At 24.5% G+C, this 20689-nt stretch carries 19 protein-coding genes and 1 other RNA gene; 14 read left to right on the top strand and 6 right to left on the bottom strand.

Annotation, left to right across the window (positions count from 1 at the left end):
• Positions 1 to 7: 7 nt before the first annotated feature.
• Together rpmB and ppa are read right to left on the bottom strand one after the other, a co-directional pair.
• On the bottom strand, positions 8 to 229 hold the full coding sequence (gene rpmB, locus BUCILAFE3058_RS00280; protein ID WP_154061406.1) for a 50S ribosomal protein L28: 222 nt from the start codon (positions 227 to 229) through the stop codon (positions 8 to 10).
• A gap of 83 nt (positions 230 to 312) precedes the next feature.
• Complete coding sequence (gene ppa, locus BUCILAFE3058_RS00285) at positions 313 to 861, bottom strand: inorganic diphosphatase (RefSeq protein ID WP_154061407.1); 549 nt, start codon at positions 859 to 861, stop codon at positions 313 to 315.
• Between the two features lie 268 nt (positions 862 to 1129).
• Here ppa and BUCILAFE3058_RS00290 point away from each other — a divergent pair, with 268 nt between their 5' ends.
• Complete coding sequence (locus BUCILAFE3058_RS00290) at positions 1130 to 2479, top strand: metallopeptidase TldD-related protein (protein ID WP_154061408.1); 1350 nt, start codon at positions 1130 to 1132, stop codon at positions 2477 to 2479.
• A 19-nt stretch (positions 2480 to 2498) separates the two neighbouring features.
• Here BUCILAFE3058_RS00290 and rnpB read toward each other — a convergent pair.
• Together rnpB and rsmI are read right to left on the bottom strand one after the other, a co-directional pair.
• An RNA gene (rnpB, locus tag BUCILAFE3058_RS00295) (RNase P RNA component class A) lies at positions 2499 to 2869 on the bottom strand.
• On the bottom strand, positions 2868 to 3725 hold the full coding sequence (gene rsmI / locus BUCILAFE3058_RS00300; protein WP_154061409.1) for a 16S rRNA (cytidine(1402)-2'-O)-methyltransferase: 858 nt from the start codon (positions 3723 to 3725) through the stop codon (positions 2868 to 2870). Before rsmI ends, rnpB begins: the two co-directional genes overlap by 2 nt.
• A 223-nt stretch (positions 3726 to 3948) precedes the next feature.
• Here rsmI and BUCILAFE3058_RS00305 point away from each other — a divergent pair, with 223 nt between their 5' ends.
• From BUCILAFE3058_RS00305 to dapE, 4 genes are all read left to right on the top strand, one after another.
• Positions 3949 to 5193 (top strand): beta-ketoacyl synthase N-terminal-like domain-containing protein, encoded by a 1245-nt coding sequence (locus BUCILAFE3058_RS00305; RefSeq protein ID WP_154061410.1) that lies wholly within the window; start codon positions 3949 to 3951, stop codon positions 5191 to 5193.
• 219 nt (positions 5194 to 5412) lie between these two features.
• Positions 5413 to 6369 (top strand): transaldolase, encoded by a 957-nt coding sequence (tal, locus tag BUCILAFE3058_RS00310; protein WP_154061411.1) that lies wholly within the window; start codon positions 5413 to 5415, stop codon positions 6367 to 6369.
• Positions 6370 to 6438: 69 nt separating this feature from the next.
• Positions 6439 to 8433 (top strand): transketolase, encoded by a 1995-nt coding sequence (gene tkt / locus BUCILAFE3058_RS00315; RefSeq protein WP_154061412.1) that lies wholly within the window; start codon positions 6439 to 6441, stop codon positions 8431 to 8433.
• Between the two features lie 109 nt (positions 8434 to 8542).
• On the top strand, positions 8543 to 9673 hold the full coding sequence (gene dapE / locus BUCILAFE3058_RS00320) for a succinyl-diaminopimelate desuccinylase (RefSeq protein WP_154061413.1): 1131 nt from the start codon (positions 8543 to 8545) through the stop codon (positions 9671 to 9673).
• A gap of 263 nt (positions 9674 to 9936) precedes the next feature.
• Here the strand turns inward: dapE and dapA are convergent, their stop codons facing one another.
• On the bottom strand, positions 9937 to 10812 hold the full coding sequence (dapA, locus tag BUCILAFE3058_RS00325; protein ID WP_154061414.1) for a 4-hydroxy-tetrahydrodipicolinate synthase: 876 nt from the start codon (positions 10810 to 10812) through the stop codon (positions 9937 to 9939).
• Positions 10813 to 11201: 389 nt separating this feature from the next.
• Positions 11202 to 12260 (bottom strand): chorismate synthase, encoded by a 1059-nt coding sequence (gene aroC, locus BUCILAFE3058_RS00330; RefSeq protein ID WP_154061415.1) that lies wholly within the window; start codon positions 12258 to 12260, stop codon positions 11202 to 11204.
• 298 nt (positions 12261 to 12558) lie between these two features.
• On the opposite strand from aroC, the gene smrB reads away from it, so the two are divergent.
• From smrB to hisIE, 9 genes are all read left to right on the top strand, one after another.
• Entirely contained in the window at positions 12559 to 13098 is a 540-nt protein-coding gene (gene smrB, locus BUCILAFE3058_RS00335) for an endonuclease SmrB (RefSeq protein ID WP_154061416.1), read from the top strand.
• A gap of 480 nt (positions 13099 to 13578) precedes the next feature.
• Positions 13579 to 14484: an ATP phosphoribosyltransferase gene (gene hisG, locus BUCILAFE3058_RS00340; RefSeq protein WP_154061417.1), complete on the top strand. Its 906-nt coding sequence runs from the start codon at positions 13579 to 13581 to the stop codon at positions 14482 to 14484.
• Between the two features lie 7 nt (positions 14485 to 14491).
• Positions 14492 to 15817, top strand: coding sequence for a histidinol dehydrogenase (gene hisD / locus BUCILAFE3058_RS00345; protein ID WP_154061418.1), 1326 nt, complete (start codon positions 14492 to 14494; stop codon positions 15815 to 15817).
• Between the two features lie 6 nt (positions 15818 to 15823).
• Positions 15824 to 16888, top strand: a complete 1065-nt coding sequence (gene hisC / locus BUCILAFE3058_RS00350; RefSeq protein ID WP_154061419.1) for a histidinol-phosphate transaminase — start codon at positions 15824 to 15826, stop codon at positions 16886 to 16888.
• 1 nt (position 16889) lies between these two features.
• On the top strand, positions 16890 to 17957 hold the full coding sequence (hisB, locus tag BUCILAFE3058_RS00355; RefSeq protein ID WP_154061420.1) for a bifunctional histidinol-phosphatase/imidazoleglycerol-phosphate dehydratase HisB: 1068 nt from the start codon (positions 16890 to 16892) through the stop codon (positions 17955 to 17957).
• Positions 17957 to 18547 (top strand): imidazole glycerol phosphate synthase subunit HisH, encoded by a 591-nt coding sequence (gene hisH / locus BUCILAFE3058_RS00360; protein ID WP_154061421.1) that lies wholly within the window; start codon positions 17957 to 17959, stop codon positions 18545 to 18547. The genes hisB and hisH overlap by 1 nt, the downstream gene beginning before the upstream one ends.
• Before the next feature lie 4 nt (positions 18548 to 18551).
• Complete coding sequence (locus BUCILAFE3058_RS00365; protein WP_154061422.1) at positions 18552 to 19289, top strand: 1-(5-phosphoribosyl)-5-[(5-phosphoribosylamino)methylideneamino] imidazole-4-carboxamide isomerase; 738 nt, start codon at positions 18552 to 18554, stop codon at positions 19287 to 19289.
• Positions 19271 to 20047: an imidazole glycerol phosphate synthase subunit HisF gene (hisF, locus tag BUCILAFE3058_RS00370; RefSeq protein ID WP_154061423.1), complete on the top strand. Its 777-nt coding sequence runs from the start codon at positions 19271 to 19273 to the stop codon at positions 20045 to 20047. The genes BUCILAFE3058_RS00365 and hisF overlap by 19 nt, the downstream gene beginning before the upstream one ends.
• Positions 20041 to 20655 (top strand): bifunctional phosphoribosyl-AMP cyclohydrolase/phosphoribosyl-ATP diphosphatase HisIE, encoded by a 615-nt coding sequence (hisIE, locus tag BUCILAFE3058_RS00375; RefSeq protein WP_154061424.1) that lies wholly within the window; start codon positions 20041 to 20043, stop codon positions 20653 to 20655. Before hisF ends, hisIE begins: the two co-directional genes overlap by 7 nt.
• The last annotated feature ends 34 nt before the right edge of the window (positions 20656 to 20689 follow it).

Genomic DNA, 20689 nt, shown 5'->3' on the forward strand with positions numbered 1-20689 from the left:
CTCTTTTTTATATAATATATTTTTTATATATTTTTTCAATTCCAAATTTATTTACCATTCTCAATCCTTTTGCAGATATACGTATTTTTATTTTTTTATTTTGACTTGGTAACCAGAACGAATGATATTGTATATTTAAAGAAAATTTTCTTTTAGTTGCGTTCATGGCATGTGAGCGATTTTGGCCCAACATTGGTTTTTTTTTAGTGATTTGACATATTTTTGACATAAAAATTATTCCGTTTAATAAAAATATAATTATTTTTATGAATTTAAAATAATTAAATATTTTAAATTTTTAATTTTTCTGTATTATAAATTTAGATTTTTATATCTATTAACAGCATTTATTATTTCTAATTTTGCATATTCAACATCTTTCCATCCATTTATTTTAACTGATTTATTTTTTTCTAATTTTTTATAATTTTTAAAGAAATAAACAATTTGCTTTTTTAGTAATTTTGGTAATTGGTTAATATTACGAATATTTATATATTCTTGTGTAATTTTATTATGTGGTACAGCAATTATTTTTTCATCTATCCCTGATTCATCTTCCATATCTAATAATCCGATAGGACGACATCGAATGATAGATGTAGGTTGTAGTGGATACGGGCTTGGTATTAAAACATCTAATGGATCTCCATCTAACGATAGAGTATGATTTATAAATCCGTAATTACAAGGATAAAACATATTAGTAGGTATAAATCTGTCGACATATAACATTTGAAAGGATTTGTGTAATTCATATTTTACAGGAGTAGAATATGCAGGAATTTCTATAATCCCATATATGTCATCAGGAATATTTTTTCCTGTAGGTATTTGAGTAAAATTTTTTGTTTTTTTCATATATGTCAATGTAAATGATAGTAATGATAAATTATTATTATAATAGATAATTAATATAATAATATTAATTTTATTAAATAATTATATGCGAATATAATTATAAGTATATAAAAATAATTAAAATATATTAATATGCAATACATATATAAATGTGTAAATTGATATTATATATTTATATATGTATTATATTTATTAAATTTTTATTAATTTAATTTAATTTTTATGTTTTGTATTTTTAAAATTTATATTGGTTTAAGGTGCATTGAAAATGTTATTTTTTTATGATATAGAAAAAGATTTAAATATTTTACTGCATAATATGCGGCAGGTAATATTTTATTTAAATAAAAAAAAATATACTGGTTTTATTAAAATAAAAAAAACATATTGTTTAATCGTATCAAATCGATATGGAGTTATAGACAATATTGAATCATTTAATTATATTAATAGTACAGTTATTACATACGATAATTATCGTCAATATTCTACATCATCCAATGACGTATCTATTTTAGGAATATGTAATTCTATTGATAAATCAATTTATCTATCTAAGTATACAACTAAAGATAAATTTATCGGTTTACCTGATATAAATTTATTATATAATAATAATAAAAAAATAAATTTATTTTTTCCTCATTCTTTTAGTCTAGAGGAAATTAATAATTTAGTCAATACAGCAGATTCTGCAGCTTTGAATTTTGATGCTAGAATTATTAATACAGATAGTTCTATTTTTGAATATTTTATTAATATTAAGATTATAGGAAATAGTTTAGGTTGGATAGGAAATCAACTATCTACATATAATTGTTTATCTAGTTGTGTTATAGCCCGTGATAATAATTCGATGGAAAAAGATATTAGTTATACTGTTGCAAGAGATTTTAATGATTTAGATGATCCTATATTTATAGGTCAGGATAGCGCAAAAAAAAGTATTGCAAAATTAAATTCGAAAAAAATACGTACGCAAATTTCTCCTGTTATATTTAGTTCTGATGTTTCTTGTGATTTATTTTTTTGCTTAATGAGTGCAATTAATGGACATGTTGTATATAATAAATCAACATTTTTATTAAATCATTTAAATAAAAAAATTTTTCCTGATTGGTTAAATATTTTTGAAAATCCATTTTTGGACAAAGGTTTATCGTCTTCATTATTTGATAATGAAGGTGTGGTAACTACTGCTAGAAAGATTATACATAACGGTATTTTACAAACATGGTTGTTAGATACATATTCAGCTAATCGTTTAAATATGTATAACACTGGACATGCTGGAGGAGCATATAACTGGTTAGTATCAGCAGATACTAAATTTTTAACATCGTTTAATCAAATTTTATATTCTATGTATCAAGGATTTTTAATTACTGAATTAATAGGTGATGGTTTTAATATAATGACTGGAGAGTATTCATGTGGTGCATGTGGTTTTTGGATAGAAAAAGGAAAAATAGAATATTCTGTTAATGAAGTTACTATTTCCGGTAATTTGTTGAATATGTATAAAAATATTATTTGTATAGCTGATGATATAAATATAAAAAATAAAGTTCAATGTTCTTCTATATTGATAGATAAAGTACAAATTTCTGGAATTTAGTAAGTAAATAAATTATATATTATGAAGTTGATTTATAAGCCGGGTTCTGTTTAAAACAGTCATTTATCTAGATTAATAATCACTTATTAATTCAAAGCAGTCTACCCGGAGTAGTTATGCGGGCCACATTCTCCTTCTTGACCTTGCTCCTGATGGAAGTTTACCATGCCAAGATTGTTACCAATTTTGCGGTGCGCTTTTACCGCACCATTTCACCTTTTCCTATTAAAATATTATGATAATACATATTTTTTTTATATAGGTAGTTTATTTTCTGTTGCACTAGTCGTAAGATTACTCTTCCCAGGTGTTACCTGGCACCGTACCCTATGGAGCCCGGACTTTCCTCTGTCAATAAAATTATATTACAGTGACTGTTCAATCAACTTCATAAAATATTTTCTTTAATAATTTTATTATAAAGAACATTTTTATTAAGTCCACATATTTTTTTGGTAATTTTTATTGCTGTAGTATTATTAGTTTCTTTTTTTATTATATTAAATATTTTTAATGCTTGTGAAGATATAGTTTTTGTATTATTTTTTTTATCTCCTTCAATAATAATAGTTATTTCTCCTTTTTTCCAGTATATATCATTACTAATTATTAATAATAATTGTTCAGCTGTTCCTCTCTGTATATTTTCCCATTTTTTAGTTATTTCTTTAGAAATTGTAATCTTTCGTGTAGCACCTATAATTTTTTTTATTAATTGTACTGTATGTATTAATCGTTTTGGAGATTCATATAAAATTATTGTTCGTTTTTCTTTTCGTAAAGAATATATTTTTTTTTCACATTTTTTTTTTTTATTTGGTAAAAATCCTTCATAACAAAATTGATTAGCTTTTAATCCTGAAGCACAGAGAGCTGTAATTGCTGCACATGCTCCAGGTAGTGGTACTACACGAATATTATTATAATATGCATGCTTGACTAATATATATCCGGGATCATTAATAATTGGAGTTCCGGCTTTAGATACAATTGCAATATTATTACCATTTTTTAATATATTAATATATTGATTAGTTTTTTTTTTTTCGTTAATAGTATTTAAAGATAATAATTTATTTATAATAGAAAATTGATTCAATAAAATTGATGTATGTTTAATATTTTCAGTTATAATAAAATCTACTTTTTTTAGAATATTGACGGATCGATATGTTATATCTAATAAGTTTCCTATGGGTGTTGGTACAATATATAATAAACCGATATTATTTTTTTTTTTATACATAAAAATTAATGATTCCTTATATTATTAATGATATTTAATGTAAAATAAATGTTATTTAATAATTTCTAGTAAATAATTTATTAATTTATAAATAAAAATTTTTATAATTAAATTATATAATAATTATTATATATAATAATTATTTGATATTTTAAATTATATTATAATATAAAAATAAGTATTCTAATACATTGATTGAGTGTTTTGTTAAGGATAACAATAATTGAAAAGAATCGTTATTACTGGTTTTGGAATTGTTTCAAGTATAGGTACTACTGAAAAAAATATTGTAAAATTATTAAAAGAAGGTATTTCAGGAATAATTTTTTCAAAAAAAATGAAAAAATATGGTTTACATAGTACTGTATGGGGAAAAATATCTTCTAGAAAAATGAATCAAATACCTAAAAAGTTTTTACGATTTATGAATTTTGCATCGATATATTCTTATTTATCCTTACAAGATGCTATTAAAGATAGTAAATTATATCCTGAAATATATATGAAGAATCCTAGAGTAGGTATTATTATGGGATCTGGTAGTGGATCTTTTAAATTAAATACATATTGGTGTAATAAAAAAAAAAATAATGTTAATAAAATTAGTCCATATGTTGCTATTAAAAATATGACTTCTTCTATATCAGCCTGTTTAGGTACTTTTTTTAAAATTTATGGAATTAATTATTCTATCAGTTCTGCTTGTTCTACTTCCGCACATTGTATTGGTAATGCGTATGAGTTAATTTCTTTAGGTAAACAAGATATTATTTTTGCTGGTGGTGGAGAAGAATTGAGTGTAGAGTTAGCATGTCAATTTGATGCCATGAGAATATTATCTGTACGATTTAATAAAACGCCTGAACGTTCTTCTCGAGCATTTGATGAAAATCGCGATGGATTTGTTATTTCGGGAGGTAGTGGTGTTGTTGTTTTAGAAGAATTAAATTTTGCTTTATCTAGAAATGCTAAGATATATGCAGAAGTAATTGGTTATGGAGCTACTTGTGATGGTTACGATATTGTACATCCGTCAGGAGATGGTTTTGTTCGTTGTATGAATTATGCTACTAAAAATATTAAACATTCTGTTGATTATATTAATGCTCATGGTACTTCTACTAAAATTGGTGATATGAAAGAATTAGATGCCATAAAAAAGGTTTTTAGTGGTTTTCGTATTCCTTATATATCATCTACTAAATCGATTACTGGTCATTCATTAGGAGCTTCTGGAGTTCAAGAGATTATTTATACTATGTTAATGATTAAATATAATTTTATTGCTCCTAGTATCAATATAGATTTTTTAGATCCTATAGGTTATAACATGAATATTGTTACAAAATCAATAAATACAACGATAAATGTTGCTATTTCTAATAGTTTTGGTTTTGGTGGTACTAACGCTAGTTTAGCGATACAAAAATATTATAAAATAGATAATTACTTTAAATCTTTTATTTAAAGTTTATATAAATTATTATATATATTTATAATTGATTTTTAATAATTTTATATATCTTGAATAGTATTTATGAATTGGTTATATTTATATTATTTTAAATATTTTTTATGATATATTTTTAAGTATAATAGTAAAAATTATATTTATGAATTGTTAATATTGTTAAATATAGTATATGTAATTTTATTTTTTAATATTTTATATTATAAGGTTTGATATATGAATCAATTAGAACGATTAAAAAAATATACAACTGTAGTAGTTGATAGTGGAGATATAGAATGCATTACTAAATACAAACCTCAAGATGCTACTACTAATCCAACATTAATCTTAAAAAGTGCTTTATCAAAAAAATATGAGTTTATTATTAATAATGCTATTCAATATGCAAAAAAAATAGGTGGTTCAACATCCCAAAAAATACAAAATGCTAGTGATATGGTATCTGTGGGATTTGGTATAGAAATTTTAAAGCATATTCCTGGATATATTTCTACTGAGATTGATGCAAGATTATCTTTTAATACTGAAGAATGCATAAAAAAATCAATCAAAATAATTGATTTATATCGTAATAATGGAGTTGATGTTTCTCGTGTACTTATTAAGTTAGCAGCAACATGGGAATGTATTCAAGCAGCTTATCAATTAAATGAATTAGGTATTTTATGTAATTTAACTTTGTTATTTTCTTTTGCTCAAGCTCGTGCATGTGCAGATTCTAATGTATTTTTAATTTCTCCGTTTGTTGGACGAATTTATGATTGGCATCAAAAGTTTTGTTCAAATTCTTCATATGATTCTATTACTGATCCAGGTATTTTAGCAGTAAAAAAAATTTTTGTTTATTATAAAAAGTACATGTATCAAACTATTATTATGGGTGCAAGTTTTAGACGAGTAGAACAGATTTTAGAGCTAGCAGGATGTGATCGTATTACTATATCTCCTGATTTATTAGAACAATTGAAAAAGCAAACTTTTAGTTTCACAAAAAAATTAGATTCTACAAAAATTAATACTTTATCAAATAAACCGATTCCGTTATCAGAACCAGAATTTAGATTTTTACATAATCAAGATGCTATGGCTGTTGAAAAATTATCTGAAGGAATTCGGCAATTTAGTTATGATCAAATAGAACTAGAAAAATTTTTATTAAATTCTTTATAATTTAAAAAATTATACTTTAATAATGAATTTTTAATATTTTAAAAGAATTATTTTACTAAAGGAATATACATGTTGTTTCGACGAGAGTTATCTAATGCTGTCCGAATGTTGAGTATTGATGCTATTCAAAAAGCACAATCAGGTCATCCTGGAGCTCCTATGGGTATGGCAGATATTGCTGAAGTATTATGGCGTGATTTTTTAAAACATAATCCTAATAATCCATTATGGCAGAATAGAGATAGGTTTGTTTTATCTAATGGTCATGCTTCTATGTTATTATATAGTTTATTACATTTATCAGGATATGATATATCTATAGATGATTTAAAAAATTTTCGACAATGTTTTTCTAAAACTCCTGGTCATCCTGAAGTAGGTTGTACTTCTGGAGTAGAAATTACTACTGGTCCTTTAGGTCAAGGGTTAGCTTCTGGTGTTGGTATGGCAATGGCTGAAAAATTATTATCGCAATCTTTTAATAGAAATAATTTTAAAATAGTTGACCATTATACATGGGTATTTGCCGGTGATGGATGTTTAATGGAAGGTATTTCGCATGAAGTATGTTCATTAGCAGGTACTTGGAATTTGGGTAAATTGATTGTTTTTTATGATAAGAATGGTATTTCTATTGACGGTGAAATATCTGGATGGTTTACCGATGATACTAAGAAACGGTTTTTATCATATAATTGGCATGTAATAGAAATAAATGGTCACAACTCAGAAGAAATAATTTGCGCTATAAAGATAGCTAAAAATAATTTAACTCAACCATCATTAATAATGTGCAATACAGTTATTGGGTTTGGTTCTCCTAATAAATCTGGTAAATCAAGTGTTCATGGAGCACCTTTAGGTGATATAGAAGTTTCTTTGACCCGTAAACAATTAAACTGGAATTATCCTCCGTTTTTTGTTCCTGCTCATATATATTCTGCATGGAATGCTGTTCGTGCAGGACGGTTAGCAGAATCTTCATGGAAAAGTTTATTTGAAAGATATTCTGTAAAATATCCAGAATTATCTTCAGAATATATACGTCGATTTAAACAACAATTACCTAACGGATTATATAGTGGATTACAAAAATTTTTATTGAAATCAAATAGTTTACTTAAAGATATTTCAACACGCGAAGCTTCACAAAATATTTTAGAAGAATTTGGATCATTATTACCTGAGTTAATTGGTGGTTCTGCTGATTTAGCGCCTAGTAATTTAACTATTTGGTCCGGATCTAAATCTATAAATAAACATGAATCTGGTAATTATATTCATTATGGAGTAAGAGAATTTGGGATGACAGCAATAGCAAACGGAATATATCATCATGGAGGTTTTATTCCGTACACTGCTACTTTTTTAGTTTTTGTGGACTATGCTCGTAATGCTATACGGATGGCCGCACTAATGAAAACACGACAAATTTTTATTTATACACATGATTCTATTGGTTTAGGAGAAGATGGTCCGACTCATCAACCTATTGAACATATTTCTACATTAAGATATATACCTAATTTAAGTGTCTGGAGACCATGTGATGCTATTGAAACCGCGATATCTTGGTTTTATGGACTTAATAGAAAAAATGGTCCTACATCTTTAATATTATCTCGACAAAATATAGTTCAATTTTCTAGAACAGATGATCAAATACAAAATATTTATAAAGGTGGATATATTTTAAGAGAGTATGGGAAAATAATTAATATCATTATTATTGCAACTGGATCAGAAGTTCCATTAGCTATTAGTGTTGCTAAAGAATTATATAAATTAGGCTATTACACTAGAGTAGTGTCTATGGTTTCTGCTGATTGTTTTGACAATCAAGATAAAATATATCGTGAATCTGTTTTACCTGTAAAAATTACCAATCGAATATCTATTGAAGCAGGTATTAGTGAATATTGGTATAAATATGTAGGTCTTAATGGTTTAAGAATTGGTATTGATACTTTTGGTGAATCTGGACCTGGAAAAAATTTATTTGAAATATTTGGTTTTACTGTAAATAAAATAATAACTCGTATTAAAAAATGTTTTTTTAGTTAATTAAAATAAATAATTTTTTATTATATATATTTTATTATTTTGTATGTTTTTAAAATTATTTTAAGAATATTATTATTCTTGATTATATAAAATAATATTAAGGTATTATATGTATACCGAAGTAGTAAATTTAACACGAAAATTGATTAATATACCATCAATTAGTCCAAAAGATTTTGGTTGTCAGGAAATTTTAATAGAAAGATTAAAAGCGTGTGGTTTTTTTATTGAAAGAATAAATTTTAATGATACAAATAATTTTTGGGCATGGCGGGGATATGGAAAAACTATTATTTTTGTAGGACATACTGATGTAGTACCGGCAGGTAATATTATTGATTGGAAAACACCACCGTTTTTATCTACCATAAAAAATGGGTTTTTATTCGGTAGAGGTGCAGCGGATATGAAAGGTTCATTATCTGCTATGGTAGTAGCTGTAGAGAATTTTATTAAACAAAATCCGAATCATAATGGTCGTATATCTTTTTTAATTACTTCAGATGAAGAATCGACAGGAAAAAATGGCACTAAAAAAGTAGTTTCTTTTTTAAAAAAGCGTCAAGAAATAATTGATTATTGTTTGGTTGGAGAACCGACAAGTGAAAAAAATTTAGGTGATTGTATTAAAACTGGTCGTCGAGGTTCATTGTCAGTTTTTTTAAAAATATACGGTAAACAAGGACATGCAGCATATCCAGATTTAGCTGTGAATCCTATTCATAAATCTATACCGTTTTTAACGGAATTGTCTACTTTATCTTTTGATAATGGCAATAATTTTTTTATACCAACTAAATTACAAATTTTAAAAATATCTTCAGGAAAAAATTATGTAACTAACATGATTCCTGGAGATTTAAGTGTTTCCTTGAATGTGAGATTTAGTTCTTTGTCAAAAAAAAAAAATATTATACAGATAATCAATAATTTGCTAAAAAAATATTCTATACGACATTCTATTCATTGGACATGTCACGCTAAACCATTTTTTTCTTCTCCTAATAATTTTTGTAATATTATAACTAATAGTATATATCGTTTTACTAATATTAATCCTGTTATTAAAACAAATGGTGGTACTTCTGACGGTCGATTTATGGTAGGAATAGCTAATCAAATAGTAGAATTTGGTTTACTGAATTCTACTATTCATCAGGTGAATGAATGTATTAATATTTTAGATTTGTTTAAATTACAAAATATTTATTTTAATATATTAAATGAATTATTTTTATAATTTTTATATAAAAATATATTTTAAAAATTAATACGATTTTAGTAAATAATTTTAATTTATTTAACATTATTATTCTATATAATATTTATGCAATGATAATATTAATTTTATCATTGCATGAAGTATAGTATAGCATACTACTATTGTTTAGTTATATGTTATAAGGTTTTATGAATAATTTATATATAATTCTATATTTATATGAGGATAAGATTTTTTTTAAAACTACACTATAATATAGTATACTCTATGTATTGAGTATATTATAAATTAATAGAATTAATAACTTTTTTTAAAATATCTTGATTTTTTTGTAATAACGGTGTCATAGGTAATCTTAATTTATTTGATTCGATTAAACCAATATATTTAGCTGCCCATTTTATAGGTATTGGATTTGTTTCTTTAAATAAAAGATGATGTAAAATATTTAATTTTTGATTTATTTTTCTAGCTTTATTAAAGTCTCCTTTTAATGCTAATTTACACATCTTTGTCATATAATTTGCTGCAATATTTGCTGTTACAGAAATAACTCCGATTCCTCCTAATTGTATAAAATCTAAAGCCGTCGTATCATCTCCGCTAATTAAAAGAAAATCATTTTCTACTAATTGTTTAATTTTATGGATTCGAGATAAATCCCCCGAAGCATCTTTTAATCCTATTATATTTTTATATTTAGATAACTGGGCAATTGTTTCGGGTAATAAATCACATCCTGTACGATTAGGTACATTATATAATATTTGTGGTAAACAAGTACTTTCAGAAATCGCTTTAAAATGAAGATATAATCCTTGTTGTGTAGGTCGATTATAATAAGGAGTAACATTTAAACATCCTGAAATACCGGATTTTTCAAGTTTTTTAGTTAATATGATACTTTCAGAAGTAGCATTAGATCCCGTACCAGCTATTACAGGTATTTTTTCATCGACGAACTCTAAAGTGTTCATAATTACATTTGTGTGTTCTTGTTTTGTTAATGTGGCTGACTCTCCGGTCGTTCCTACAGAAACTATTGCGTTGGTTTTATTATTAATATGATAATTAATTATTTTTTTTAAACTTTTTTTGCAAATATTTCCTTTATCATCCATCGGTGTAATAAGAGCAACCATACTTCCTTTAAACATTTTTTGGTTCCTTGTGAAAACAAGAATATATGTATTGAAATACAATTAATATTTTTGAATAATTTAAATTATTATTTGAGATAAATCATTGTCTTTTTAATATAATAAATATTATATATGTTTATGTATATATATTAAAAATAAAAGGAATTTTGATTTATTTGGTGATAATATTTTATATATTATTGATAATATATTTTTTATAAAGGTTAATTTTTAAAATTTTTATTATATTTTTTTAATATATTATATGATATGTTGTTTATAAATTTTATTTTTATGTATATAGTATTATTTAATTATAACAATTTTAATATATAAAAGTATAATTTTATTCGATTTAATAAGTAAATATTTAAAATCTATATTTCATAGCTATATAAATGTTATTATCCACATTGAGCTCGAAAACGTAAAACATGATCCATTAATGTTATTGCTAACATAGCCTCTGCTATTGGAACAGCTCTTATACCAACACAAGGATCATGTCTTCCTTTTGTGATTATGCAAGTTTCTTTTCCATATTTATTAATTGTTTTTCCTGGTATTTTAATGCTAGATGTTGGTTTAAAAGCTGCATGTATAATTATTTTTTCTCCATTACTAATACCACCTAAAATTCCTCCTGAATGATTACTAGAAAATCCGGTGGGTAAAATTTCATCTCGATGTACATCTCCTGTTTGTTCTACTACATTGATTCCATCACCGATTTCAACAGATTTAGCGGCATTAATACTCATTATTGCGTGAGCGATATCTGCATCTAATCTATCAAACACTGGTTCTCCTAGTCCAATAGGAACATTTTTTGCAATTATAGTAATTTTAGCTCCAATAGAATTACCGGATTTTTTTAATTTTTTCATATATTGAATTATTTGGTTAACTTTGTCTAGATCACTACAAAAAAATGGATTATTTTCTACTTCTTTCCATGATTTAAAAGGACATTTTATAGGTCCTAATTGTGAAAGATATCCTCTAATAATTATATTATGTTTCATCTTTAAATATTTTTTAGCAATTGCTCCAGCTGCTACTCGTATAGCAGTTTCTCTTGCAGAAGATCTTCCTCCGCCTCTATAATCTCTAATTCCATATTTTTTATCATATGTAAAATCAGCATGATTAGGACGATATATATTTTTAATATCAGAATAGTCTTGCGATCTTGTATCTGTATTTTTAATGTTTATTCCTATACTAGTTCCAGTTGTTATTCCTTTAAATATACCAGAAAAAATTTCAATAACATCTTCTTCTCTTCGGGCTGTAGTAAATGGAGAAAAACCAGGTCTTCTCCTATTTAATTCGTGTTGTATATCGCTATTCTTTAAAGAAAATCCTGGAGGTACTCCATCAATAATTCCTGATAACATTGGTCCATGTGATTCTCCACATGTTGTTACTTTAAATATTTTTCCAATAGTGTTTCCTGACATGTAAACCTCATGTGTAAAATAATTAACATATATTTTAATCAATCATTATAATTCTTATTATAATATTTTATTTATTTAAAATAAATATATATATTAGTTATATTTGTATAGATAAAATCTATATATTTCTATTTTATAGAAAATTATTTACTAAAATATAAAATAAATTAGTATTTTTAAAATACTATATATTTTACATTTTTTATATGTTTTATTGTTAAATAATAAAATTATTTAAAAATGTTATTATTTATAAAAAATTTTATCATTATAATTAAATATTATGGAAAATCTATTTATGAAAAAAAATAATTTAATGAACTTAAGTCAAAAAGAAACTTTTTTATATCATATGAAAGGAGTAAAACAAATTACACAGGATAAAATTTATCATATGAGTATTAAAGATATTAATAAATGTAGTGTATATAATAAAGATATTTATACACAAGAAGCACATAGTCACTACTTTAGAGATATAGTGGATGAACATCCTCACTCTTTCAAGGATAATCCTATTTGTTTTGTTCGTAATGTACGTTATAATTTTAATCTTAAAAAATTAAAAAGAGGAGAATACATACCAGAAATTGTTTTAGATTTGCATGGTGTGAATTTGTATCAAGCACGAAAAGAGTTAGGAAAATTGATTACAATTTGTCATCAAGAAAACTTTTTTTGTGCTAGCATTCTTCATGGACATGGTAAAAAAATACTAAAAAGATATATTCCATTTTGGTTATCAAAACATCCGGATATTTTAGCATTTCATCAAGCTCCTAAAATATTTGGTTATGATGCAGCTATTCTGGTTGTTATAAAAAATAATAATATATGATAAATATTATTTTTTGTGAATTAATTATATTAATTATTAGATCTTAATAATATTAAATATAAATATATATTATTTTTTTGATTTTTTTTTAAAAATAATTTATTCTTTATTTAAAGAATATTATATGTTTAACATAGATGAAATATATTTATGTTTTGATTAGTATATATATATTTATTAGTTATTAAATATGTTGTATGTAGACATAAAATTTATTTATTTTCAGTGTTAATAATGATATATTAATTGTATTATTAATATAATTTTAATATATATATATAAATATAAATAATATTAATTTATTTGTAACATATAAATATACTCAATATATATTAAAATTTAATAATGTTTGATTAATAATTAATTATTAAAATTATTTTATATAAATTTATTAATTATGATATATAGTGTATATTACTATTTTAATTTGAAAAAGATTTTTATTTTGTATAATATTTAAGATTAATGATAAATAAGGCAATGAAATTGAATAAAAATCGTGTACGTTTAGCTATACAAAAATCCGGTAGATTAAATTATGATTCGCAAAAATTATTAAAAAGTTGCGGTATAAAAATTAACTTACAAAAATCTAGTTTAATTGCATTTGCTGAAAATATGCCGATTGACGTGATGTTAGTTAGAGATGATGATATTCCTGGTTTAATCATGGATGGAGTAGTAGAATTAGGTATTATTGGTTCTAATGTTTTAGAAGAAAAATGTTTAACGAGATTATTGACTGAAGAATCTGTTTCATATACTATTTTACAAAATCTTGATTTTGGAATTTGTCGACTATCTCTATCAGTTCCTTTAGATATGAATTATTCTGGAATATTATGTTTAAAAAATTCTCGTATTGCTACATCGTATCCTAATTTATTGAAACGATATTTTGATGAAAAAAATATTTCTTTTAAACCATTTGTATTAAATGGTTCTGTAGAAGTAGCATATAATTCTGGGTTAGCTGATGCGATATGTGACTTGGTTTCTACAGGGGCTACTTTGGATGCTAATGGTTTAAGAGAAGTAGAAACTATTTATAATTCTCGTGCATGTCTGATTTCTCGTAAAATTAAACATTTAATTCCAGAAAAAAGAATATTTATTAAAAAATTATTAAATCGTATTCAAGGTGTTATTAAAGCAAGAGAATCTAAATATATTATGTTGCATATTTCAAAAGATAAGTTAAATGCAGTTACTGATTTATTAAAAGGTGCAGAACAACCAACTATTTTAGAATTATTTGGAAACAAAAATAAAGTAGCTCTCCACATGGTTAGTAGTGAAACTATTTTCTGGGAAACCATGGAACAATTAAAATTATTAGGAGCAAGTTCTATATTAGTTTTACCCATAGAAAAAATGATGGAATAAAATGATTATGTTAAATTTAAATAAAAATATTTTTTATTGGAATAGTTTAACGAAAGAAGAACAAATAAATATATTGTTAAGGCCTCGTATTAATATTAATAAGGATATAAAATCATCTGTTTCAAAAATTATTAATAAGGTTAAACAATATGGAGATGCTGCTTTACATACTTATAATTTAAAATTTGATAAAATAAAATTGGATTCTTTTTATGTTACTCAAGAAAAAATTAATTTGTCTGATACATTGGTTTCTGAATCATTTAAGGAATCTGTATTAATAGCAAGAAAAAATATTATTTCATTTCATTCTAAACAAATAATTTCTGGTTTAAAAGTAGAAACATATCCTGGAACATATTGTCAACAAATTATACGACCAATACATTCGGTCGGTTTATATATTCCTAAAGGAAAATATCCATTAGTTTCAACTGCTTTAATGTTATCTATTCCTGCAAAATTAGCAGGATGTTCAAATATTATTTTATGTTCTCCGCCGCCCGTTAGTAATGAAATATTATATATTGCAAAAGTGTCTGGAATTAAACAAGTAATTCAATTAGGAGGAGCTCATGCTATTGCTGCTCTTGCATTAGGCACTAAAAGTATACAACGGGTAGATAAAATTTTTGGACCGGGAAATATATTTGTAACAGAGGCTAAATTACAAATTAATCAGTTAGTTTCTGGAGTATCTATTGATATGCCAGCAGGTCCTTCAGAAATGTTAATTATTGCTGATAAATATTCTAATCCTAATTTTGTTGCTGCTGATTTATTAGCTCAATTAGAGCACGATAATAACTCACAAGTAATTCTATTAAGCACAAGTACAAAGTTATCGAAAAATGTAGTTATTGCTATTAATAATCAAATATCATTTTTAACAAAAAAAGATATTATATTGTGTTCATTAAAAAATAGTAGAATTATTATTACTCAATCTTTATTAGATTGTTTTAACATATCAAATTTATATTCTCCTGAACACTTAACTTTACATATAAACGATTCTATAAATTTTTTATCACATATAAAAAATGCGGGATCAGTTTTTTTAGGAAAATGGACACCTGGATCTGCAGGTGATTATATTACTGGAGCAAATCATGTTTTACCCACATATGGATACTCTAATACTTACTCTTCTTTACAAGTTTCCGATTTTCAGAAAATAATTACAGTTCAAAAAATGACAAAACAATCCTTAATGAATTTATCTAACAGTATTATTGAATTATCTAAAATAGAAGGAATGGATGCTCATAGTAAATCGATAACAATAAGAACAAATTTTTTAAAAAAATATTTCCGTTGTGATGTGAGCTAATATAATATGAAACGTTTAATTCCACAGCATATATATACATTAACACCGTATCAGTCAGCACGTCGTATTGGTTTAATAGGTAGAACTTATTTAAATGCTAATGAATCTCCTTGGATAAAAACTGTTAAATATAAACATAATAATTTAAATCGATATCCTGATTTTCAACCGCATAAATTATTAGAAAAATATTCTAAGTATTCTTGTGTTCGAAAAGAAAATATTTTAATTACTCGAGGTGCTGATGAAGGAATAGAAATACTTATACGTGCTTTTTGTATACCAAAACATGATAAAATTATGTTTTTTCCTCCTACGTATGATATGTATGCTGTGAATGCAGATATTTTTAATATAAAAAAGATAATAATTCCAATTTTATCAAACTTTCAACTAGATTTAATCAATATTAAAAAAAATATTTGTAATGTTAAATTAATTTATATATGTAATCCTAATAATCCAACTGGAAATTTTTTTTTGCGAAAAGATATTATCAGTATTCTTGAATTTATTCCAAGAAATACCTTATTAGTTATTGACGAAGCTTATATTGAATATTCTTTAGATAATAGTTTTATTTATGAATTAAATAAATATACTAATTTAATTATACTTCGGACTTTGTCAAAAGCTTTTGGTCTTGCATCTCTAAGATGTGGTTTTGTGTTATCAAATATATATATTATTAATATTTTAAAAAAAGTATTGGCTCCTTATCCTATTGCTACTCCTGTATCAGATATTGCTGTGCAATCATTAAAATCAGATAATATTAAATACGTACAAAAAAATATATTAAATATTTTACATAATAAAGAATTTTTAATTAAAAAATTAAATTGTTTATCATGTATAAAAAATATTTTTCCGAGTAAAACCAATTTTATTCTTATTCAATTTTTTCAATCTAAAGATATTTTTCAATACTTTATATCACATGGGATAATTGTTCGTGATCAATCTCATAAACTAGGTTTAAAAAATTGTTTAAGAATATCAATTGGAACAATGGATGAATGTCAAGATTTAATTGCGGTTTTATATATGTTCGAAGGAAAAAAACTATAAGATGAAAAAAAAATTTTTATTTATTGATCGTGATGGTACATTAATTCAAGAACCTAAAAAAAATTTTCAAGTTGATAGTTATAGTAAATTTTTTTTAGAAAAAGATGTAATTATTTCGTTGTTACAATTAATTGAATTAGGATATCAATTAATTATTATAACTAACCAAGATGGTTTAGGAAGTAAATCTTTTCCTATTCATAAATTTAATAAAATACATAATTTAATGTTAAATATTTTTTCTTCACAAAAAATTTTTTTTAAAAGTATTTTAATTTGCCCACATTTTATTCATGAACGGTGTAAGTGTCGAAAACCAAATACTTCATTAGTAAAATATTGGATAACAAGTAATAAATTAGATAAAAAAAATAGTTATGTTATTGGAGATAGAAATACAGATGTTCAATTAGCTCATAATATGGGTATTAAAAGTTTTTTATATCATCCTCAGTTTTTTTCATGGAAAAATATTGTTACGCAATTAACATATCCTAATCGATTATCAGAAATTTCTAGAAATACTTTAGAAACCAAAATATTCATTAGGATTAGCTTAGATATCCCTATTGCTTGTTATATTAATACTGGTATTAGTTTTTTAAACCATATGTTAGATCAAATTAGAATACATAGTGGTGTTTTTATGTATGTTGATGTGATTGGAGATTTATCTATTGATGATCATCATACAGTTGAAGATATAGGAATAACATTAGGATCTGCTTTAAAGCATGCTTTAGGAAATAAAATAGGAATATCGAGATATGGTTTTACTTTACCTATGGATGAAAGTATTTGTTCATGTATTCTCGATATATCTGGTCGTTCTTTTTTATCATTTTATGCAAATTTTAAAAATAAATATGTTGGTGATCTAAGTACATGTATGATAGAGCATTTTTTTTATTCATTAAGTCAGTCTATGAAAATTACTCTTCATTTACATGCTTACGGTAATAATGATCATCATTGTGCTGAAAGTTTATTTAAAGCATTTGGACGTACATTAAAACAAGCTATTTATTTGCAAGGGAATATTTTACCTACATCGAAAGGTTTTTTATAATGTCCATTGTTATTATTAATACAGGTTGTTCCAATTTATATTCGATTAAAAGATCTATACAACGGTTAGGATATCAAGTAAGTGTTACTGATTCAATTTATGATATCAAAATAGCTAATAAAATATTTTTACCTGGCGTAGGTACTGCTTCTGCTGTAATGGATATTTTAAAAAATAAAAATTTATTATCGTTTATAACATGTACTACACAGCCTATTTTAGGTATTTGTTTAGGTATGCAATTATTAGGTACTTATAGCAATGAAGGAAATAAATGTATTTTGTTGAATAAAATATCTTATTCAATTAAAAAATTACCTAATATTAATTGTACTATTCCACACATAGGTTGGAATACTGTAACTTATACTGGAAGTCATTTTTTATTTAAATATATTGATAATAATACTCGGTTTTATTTTTTACATAGTTATTATATGAATGTAAATCAATACACTATTGCTGTTTCTACACATGGTATACAATTTTGTGCTGCGATAGCAGTAAAAAATTTTTTTGGCGTACAGTTTCATCCAGAGAAATCAGGTCATTCTGGCGAACAGTTAATTAAAAATTTTTTAGAGATATAAATATATGATTATTCCGTCATTAGATTTTATTCAAGGTAAAATGGTGCGATTATATCAAGGAAACTATAATCGTAAAATATGTTATAATATTGATATTTTTAAACAAATAGATAATTATATTTGTAATGGAGCTACTTGTATACATTTAGTAGATTTAGATGGATGTAATAATCCTTTATATCGTCAAAAAAATATTTTATCAATTATTTCTCGTTATAAGAATATTGCTTTTCAAGTTGGTGGAGGTATACGTACGCAAAATGATATAGAGGATTTATTAAATCTTGGTGTTGATAAAGTCGTTATTGGTACTTCTGCTATTTTATATCCAGATCAATTTAAACAATGGTTAAATAAGTATGGTGGTGATAAATTAATATTAGCAGTTGATATTAAAATAAACAATAAAAATGAAAAAAAAATTGCTATTAATGGATGGAAAACAGTAACTAATATAAATATCGAGAAAATTATTAATAATTTTATTCCTTATGGATTAAAAAATATTTTATGTACTGATATATTACGCGATGGAACATTTTTAGGTCCCAATATTATACTATATAAATATTTAAAGAAAAAATTTCCAAAAATTATATTACAATCTTCAGGTGGTGTTTGTTCTCTTACAGATATACGTCTTTTAATCAAAAATAATATAGAACATGTAATTGTTGGGCGCGCTTTGTTAGAAAAAAAATTTACTTTTTTGGAGGCTTGGCGATGTTGGCAAAAAGAATAATTGCTTGTTTAGATGTTAAAAATGGAATGGTAGTGAAAGGTATTCAATTTAATAATCATGTTATTATTGGTAAAATAATTGAATTAGCTCAATATTATTCTCAAGAAGGTATTGATGAATTAGTGTTCTATGATATTGCAGCATCACCTGAAAAAAAATTGTTAGATATACAATGGATTGTTAGTATTGCTGAAATGATTAATATTCCTTTTTCAGTAGCAGGAGGTATTTCATCTATTCGTGATGCACAAGAAATTTTATCATTGGGAGCTGATAAAATTTCTATTAATTCACCTGCATTAAAAAATCCGTATTTAATTAGTAAATTAGCGGATCGTTTTGGAGTTCAATGTATTGTAGTAGGAGTAGATTCATGGTACGATAAAGTAAGTAAAACATATCAAGTATTTCAATATACTGGAAATCAAAATAAATCACGTGTTACAAACTGGAAAACTGTTGATTGGATAAAAAAAATCCAAAAATTAGGAGCTGGTGAAATTGTATTAAATACAATGAATACTGATGGAATGCAGAATGGATATGATATTCAACAGTTAAAAAAAATACGTAAATTTTGTTCAGTTCCGTTAGTTGCTTCTGGAGGTGCTGGTAGTATGTATGATTTTTTAGATGTATTTAAAATTTCTAAAGTTGATGGTGCATTAGCAGCATCAATATTTCATAATAAAAGTATTTCTATTTTAGATTTAAAAAATTTTTTGTTTAATCATGGAGTAACGGTCCGTCAATGTTAACTTACAAAAATATTAAAAATTTAAATTGGAATAAATTAAAAAATATGATTCCTGCAATTGCTCAACATTATATTTCGGGAGAAATATTGATGTTTGGATATATGAATCCAGAAGCATATATTAGTACTATTGAAAAAAAATTATTTACTCTATATTCTCGACAAAAAAAAAAATTATGGGTTAAAGGAGAAACATCAAAAAATTTTTTATATGTTAAAAAAATTACTACAGATTGTGATTGTGATGTTATTTTAGTACATGTTCGTCCTGCTGGAAACACTTGTCATCTTAATAGATTTAGTTGTTTTGAGTCTTCTCAACCTGTTTATTCTTTTTTATTACAGTTAGAAAATATTATTAAGTTAAGAAAAAAAGAAAAATTAAATAAATCATATATTAGTAATTTATTTGCTCAAGGAAGTTCTAGAATTGCTCAGAAAGTAGGAGAAGAAGCAGTAGAAACTGTCATAGCTTTTTTAGAAAAAAATTCGATCAATATTATTAATGAATCATCCGATTTGTTATTTCATTTATTAATTTTATTACAATCTACAAATATAAATTTTGAATTAATTATTAATAACTTAAAAAATCGTATGTATAAATAATATATTTTTTTATTTAGTTTATATCAATAGTTGA

Source organism: Buchnera aphidicola (Cinara laricifoliae), assembly GCF_900698945.1.
GTDB lineage: Bacteria > Pseudomonadota > Gammaproteobacteria > Enterobacterales > Enterobacteriaceae > Buchnera_F > Buchnera_F aphidicola_AC.

Coding starts and splice junctions, on each gene's coding strand:
- rpmB (WP_154061406.1), bottom strand. CDS start 229: ATGTCAAAAATATGTCAAATCACTAAAAAAAAACCAATGTTGGGCCAA.
- ppa (WP_154061407.1), bottom strand. CDS start 861: ATGAAAAAAACAAAAAATTTTACTCAAATACCTACAGGAAAAAATATT.
- BUCILAFE3058_RS00290 (WP_154061408.1), top strand. CDS start 1,130: ATGTTATTTTTTTATGATATAGAAAAAGATTTAAATATTTTACTGCAT.
- rsmI (WP_154061409.1), bottom strand. CDS start 3,725: ATGTATAAAAAAAAAAATAATATCGGTTTATTATATATTGTACCAACA.
- tal (WP_154061411.1), top strand. CDS start 5,413: ATGAATCAATTAGAACGATTAAAAAAATATACAACTGTAGTAGTTGAT.
- tkt (WP_154061412.1), top strand. CDS start 6,439: ATGTTGTTTCGACGAGAGTTATCTAATGCTGTCCGAATGTTGAGTATT.
- dapE (WP_154061413.1), top strand. CDS start 8,543: ATGTATACCGAAGTAGTAAATTTAACACGAAAATTGATTAATATACCA.
- dapA (WP_154061414.1), bottom strand. CDS start 10,812: ATGTTTAAAGGAAGTATGGTTGCTCTTATTACACCGATGGATGATAAA.
- aroC (WP_154061415.1), bottom strand. CDS start 12,260: ATGTCAGGAAACACTATTGGAAAAATATTTAAAGTAACAACATGTGGA.
- smrB (WP_154061416.1), top strand. CDS start 12,559: ATGAAAAAAAATAATTTAATGAACTTAAGTCAAAAAGAAACTTTTTTA.
- hisG (WP_154061417.1), top strand. CDS start 13,579: ATGAAATTGAATAAAAATCGTGTACGTTTAGCTATACAAAAATCCGGT.
- hisD (WP_154061418.1), top strand. CDS start 14,492: ATGTTAAATTTAAATAAAAATATTTTTTATTGGAATAGTTTAACGAAA.
- hisC (WP_154061419.1), top strand. CDS start 15,824: ATGAAACGTTTAATTCCACAGCATATATATACATTAACACCGTATCAG.
- hisB (WP_154061420.1), top strand. CDS start 16,890: ATGAAAAAAAAATTTTTATTTATTGATCGTGATGGTACATTAATTCAA.
- hisH (WP_154061421.1), top strand. CDS start 17,957: ATGTCCATTGTTATTATTAATACAGGTTGTTCCAATTTATATTCGATT.
- BUCILAFE3058_RS00365 (WP_154061422.1), top strand. CDS start 18,552: ATGATTATTCCGTCATTAGATTTTATTCAAGGTAAAATGGTGCGATTA.
- hisF (WP_154061423.1), top strand. CDS start 19,271: ATGTTGGCAAAAAGAATAATTGCTTGTTTAGATGTTAAAAATGGAATG.
- hisIE (WP_154061424.1), top strand. CDS start 20,041: ATGTTAACTTACAAAAATATTAAAAATTTAAATTGGAATAAATTAAAA.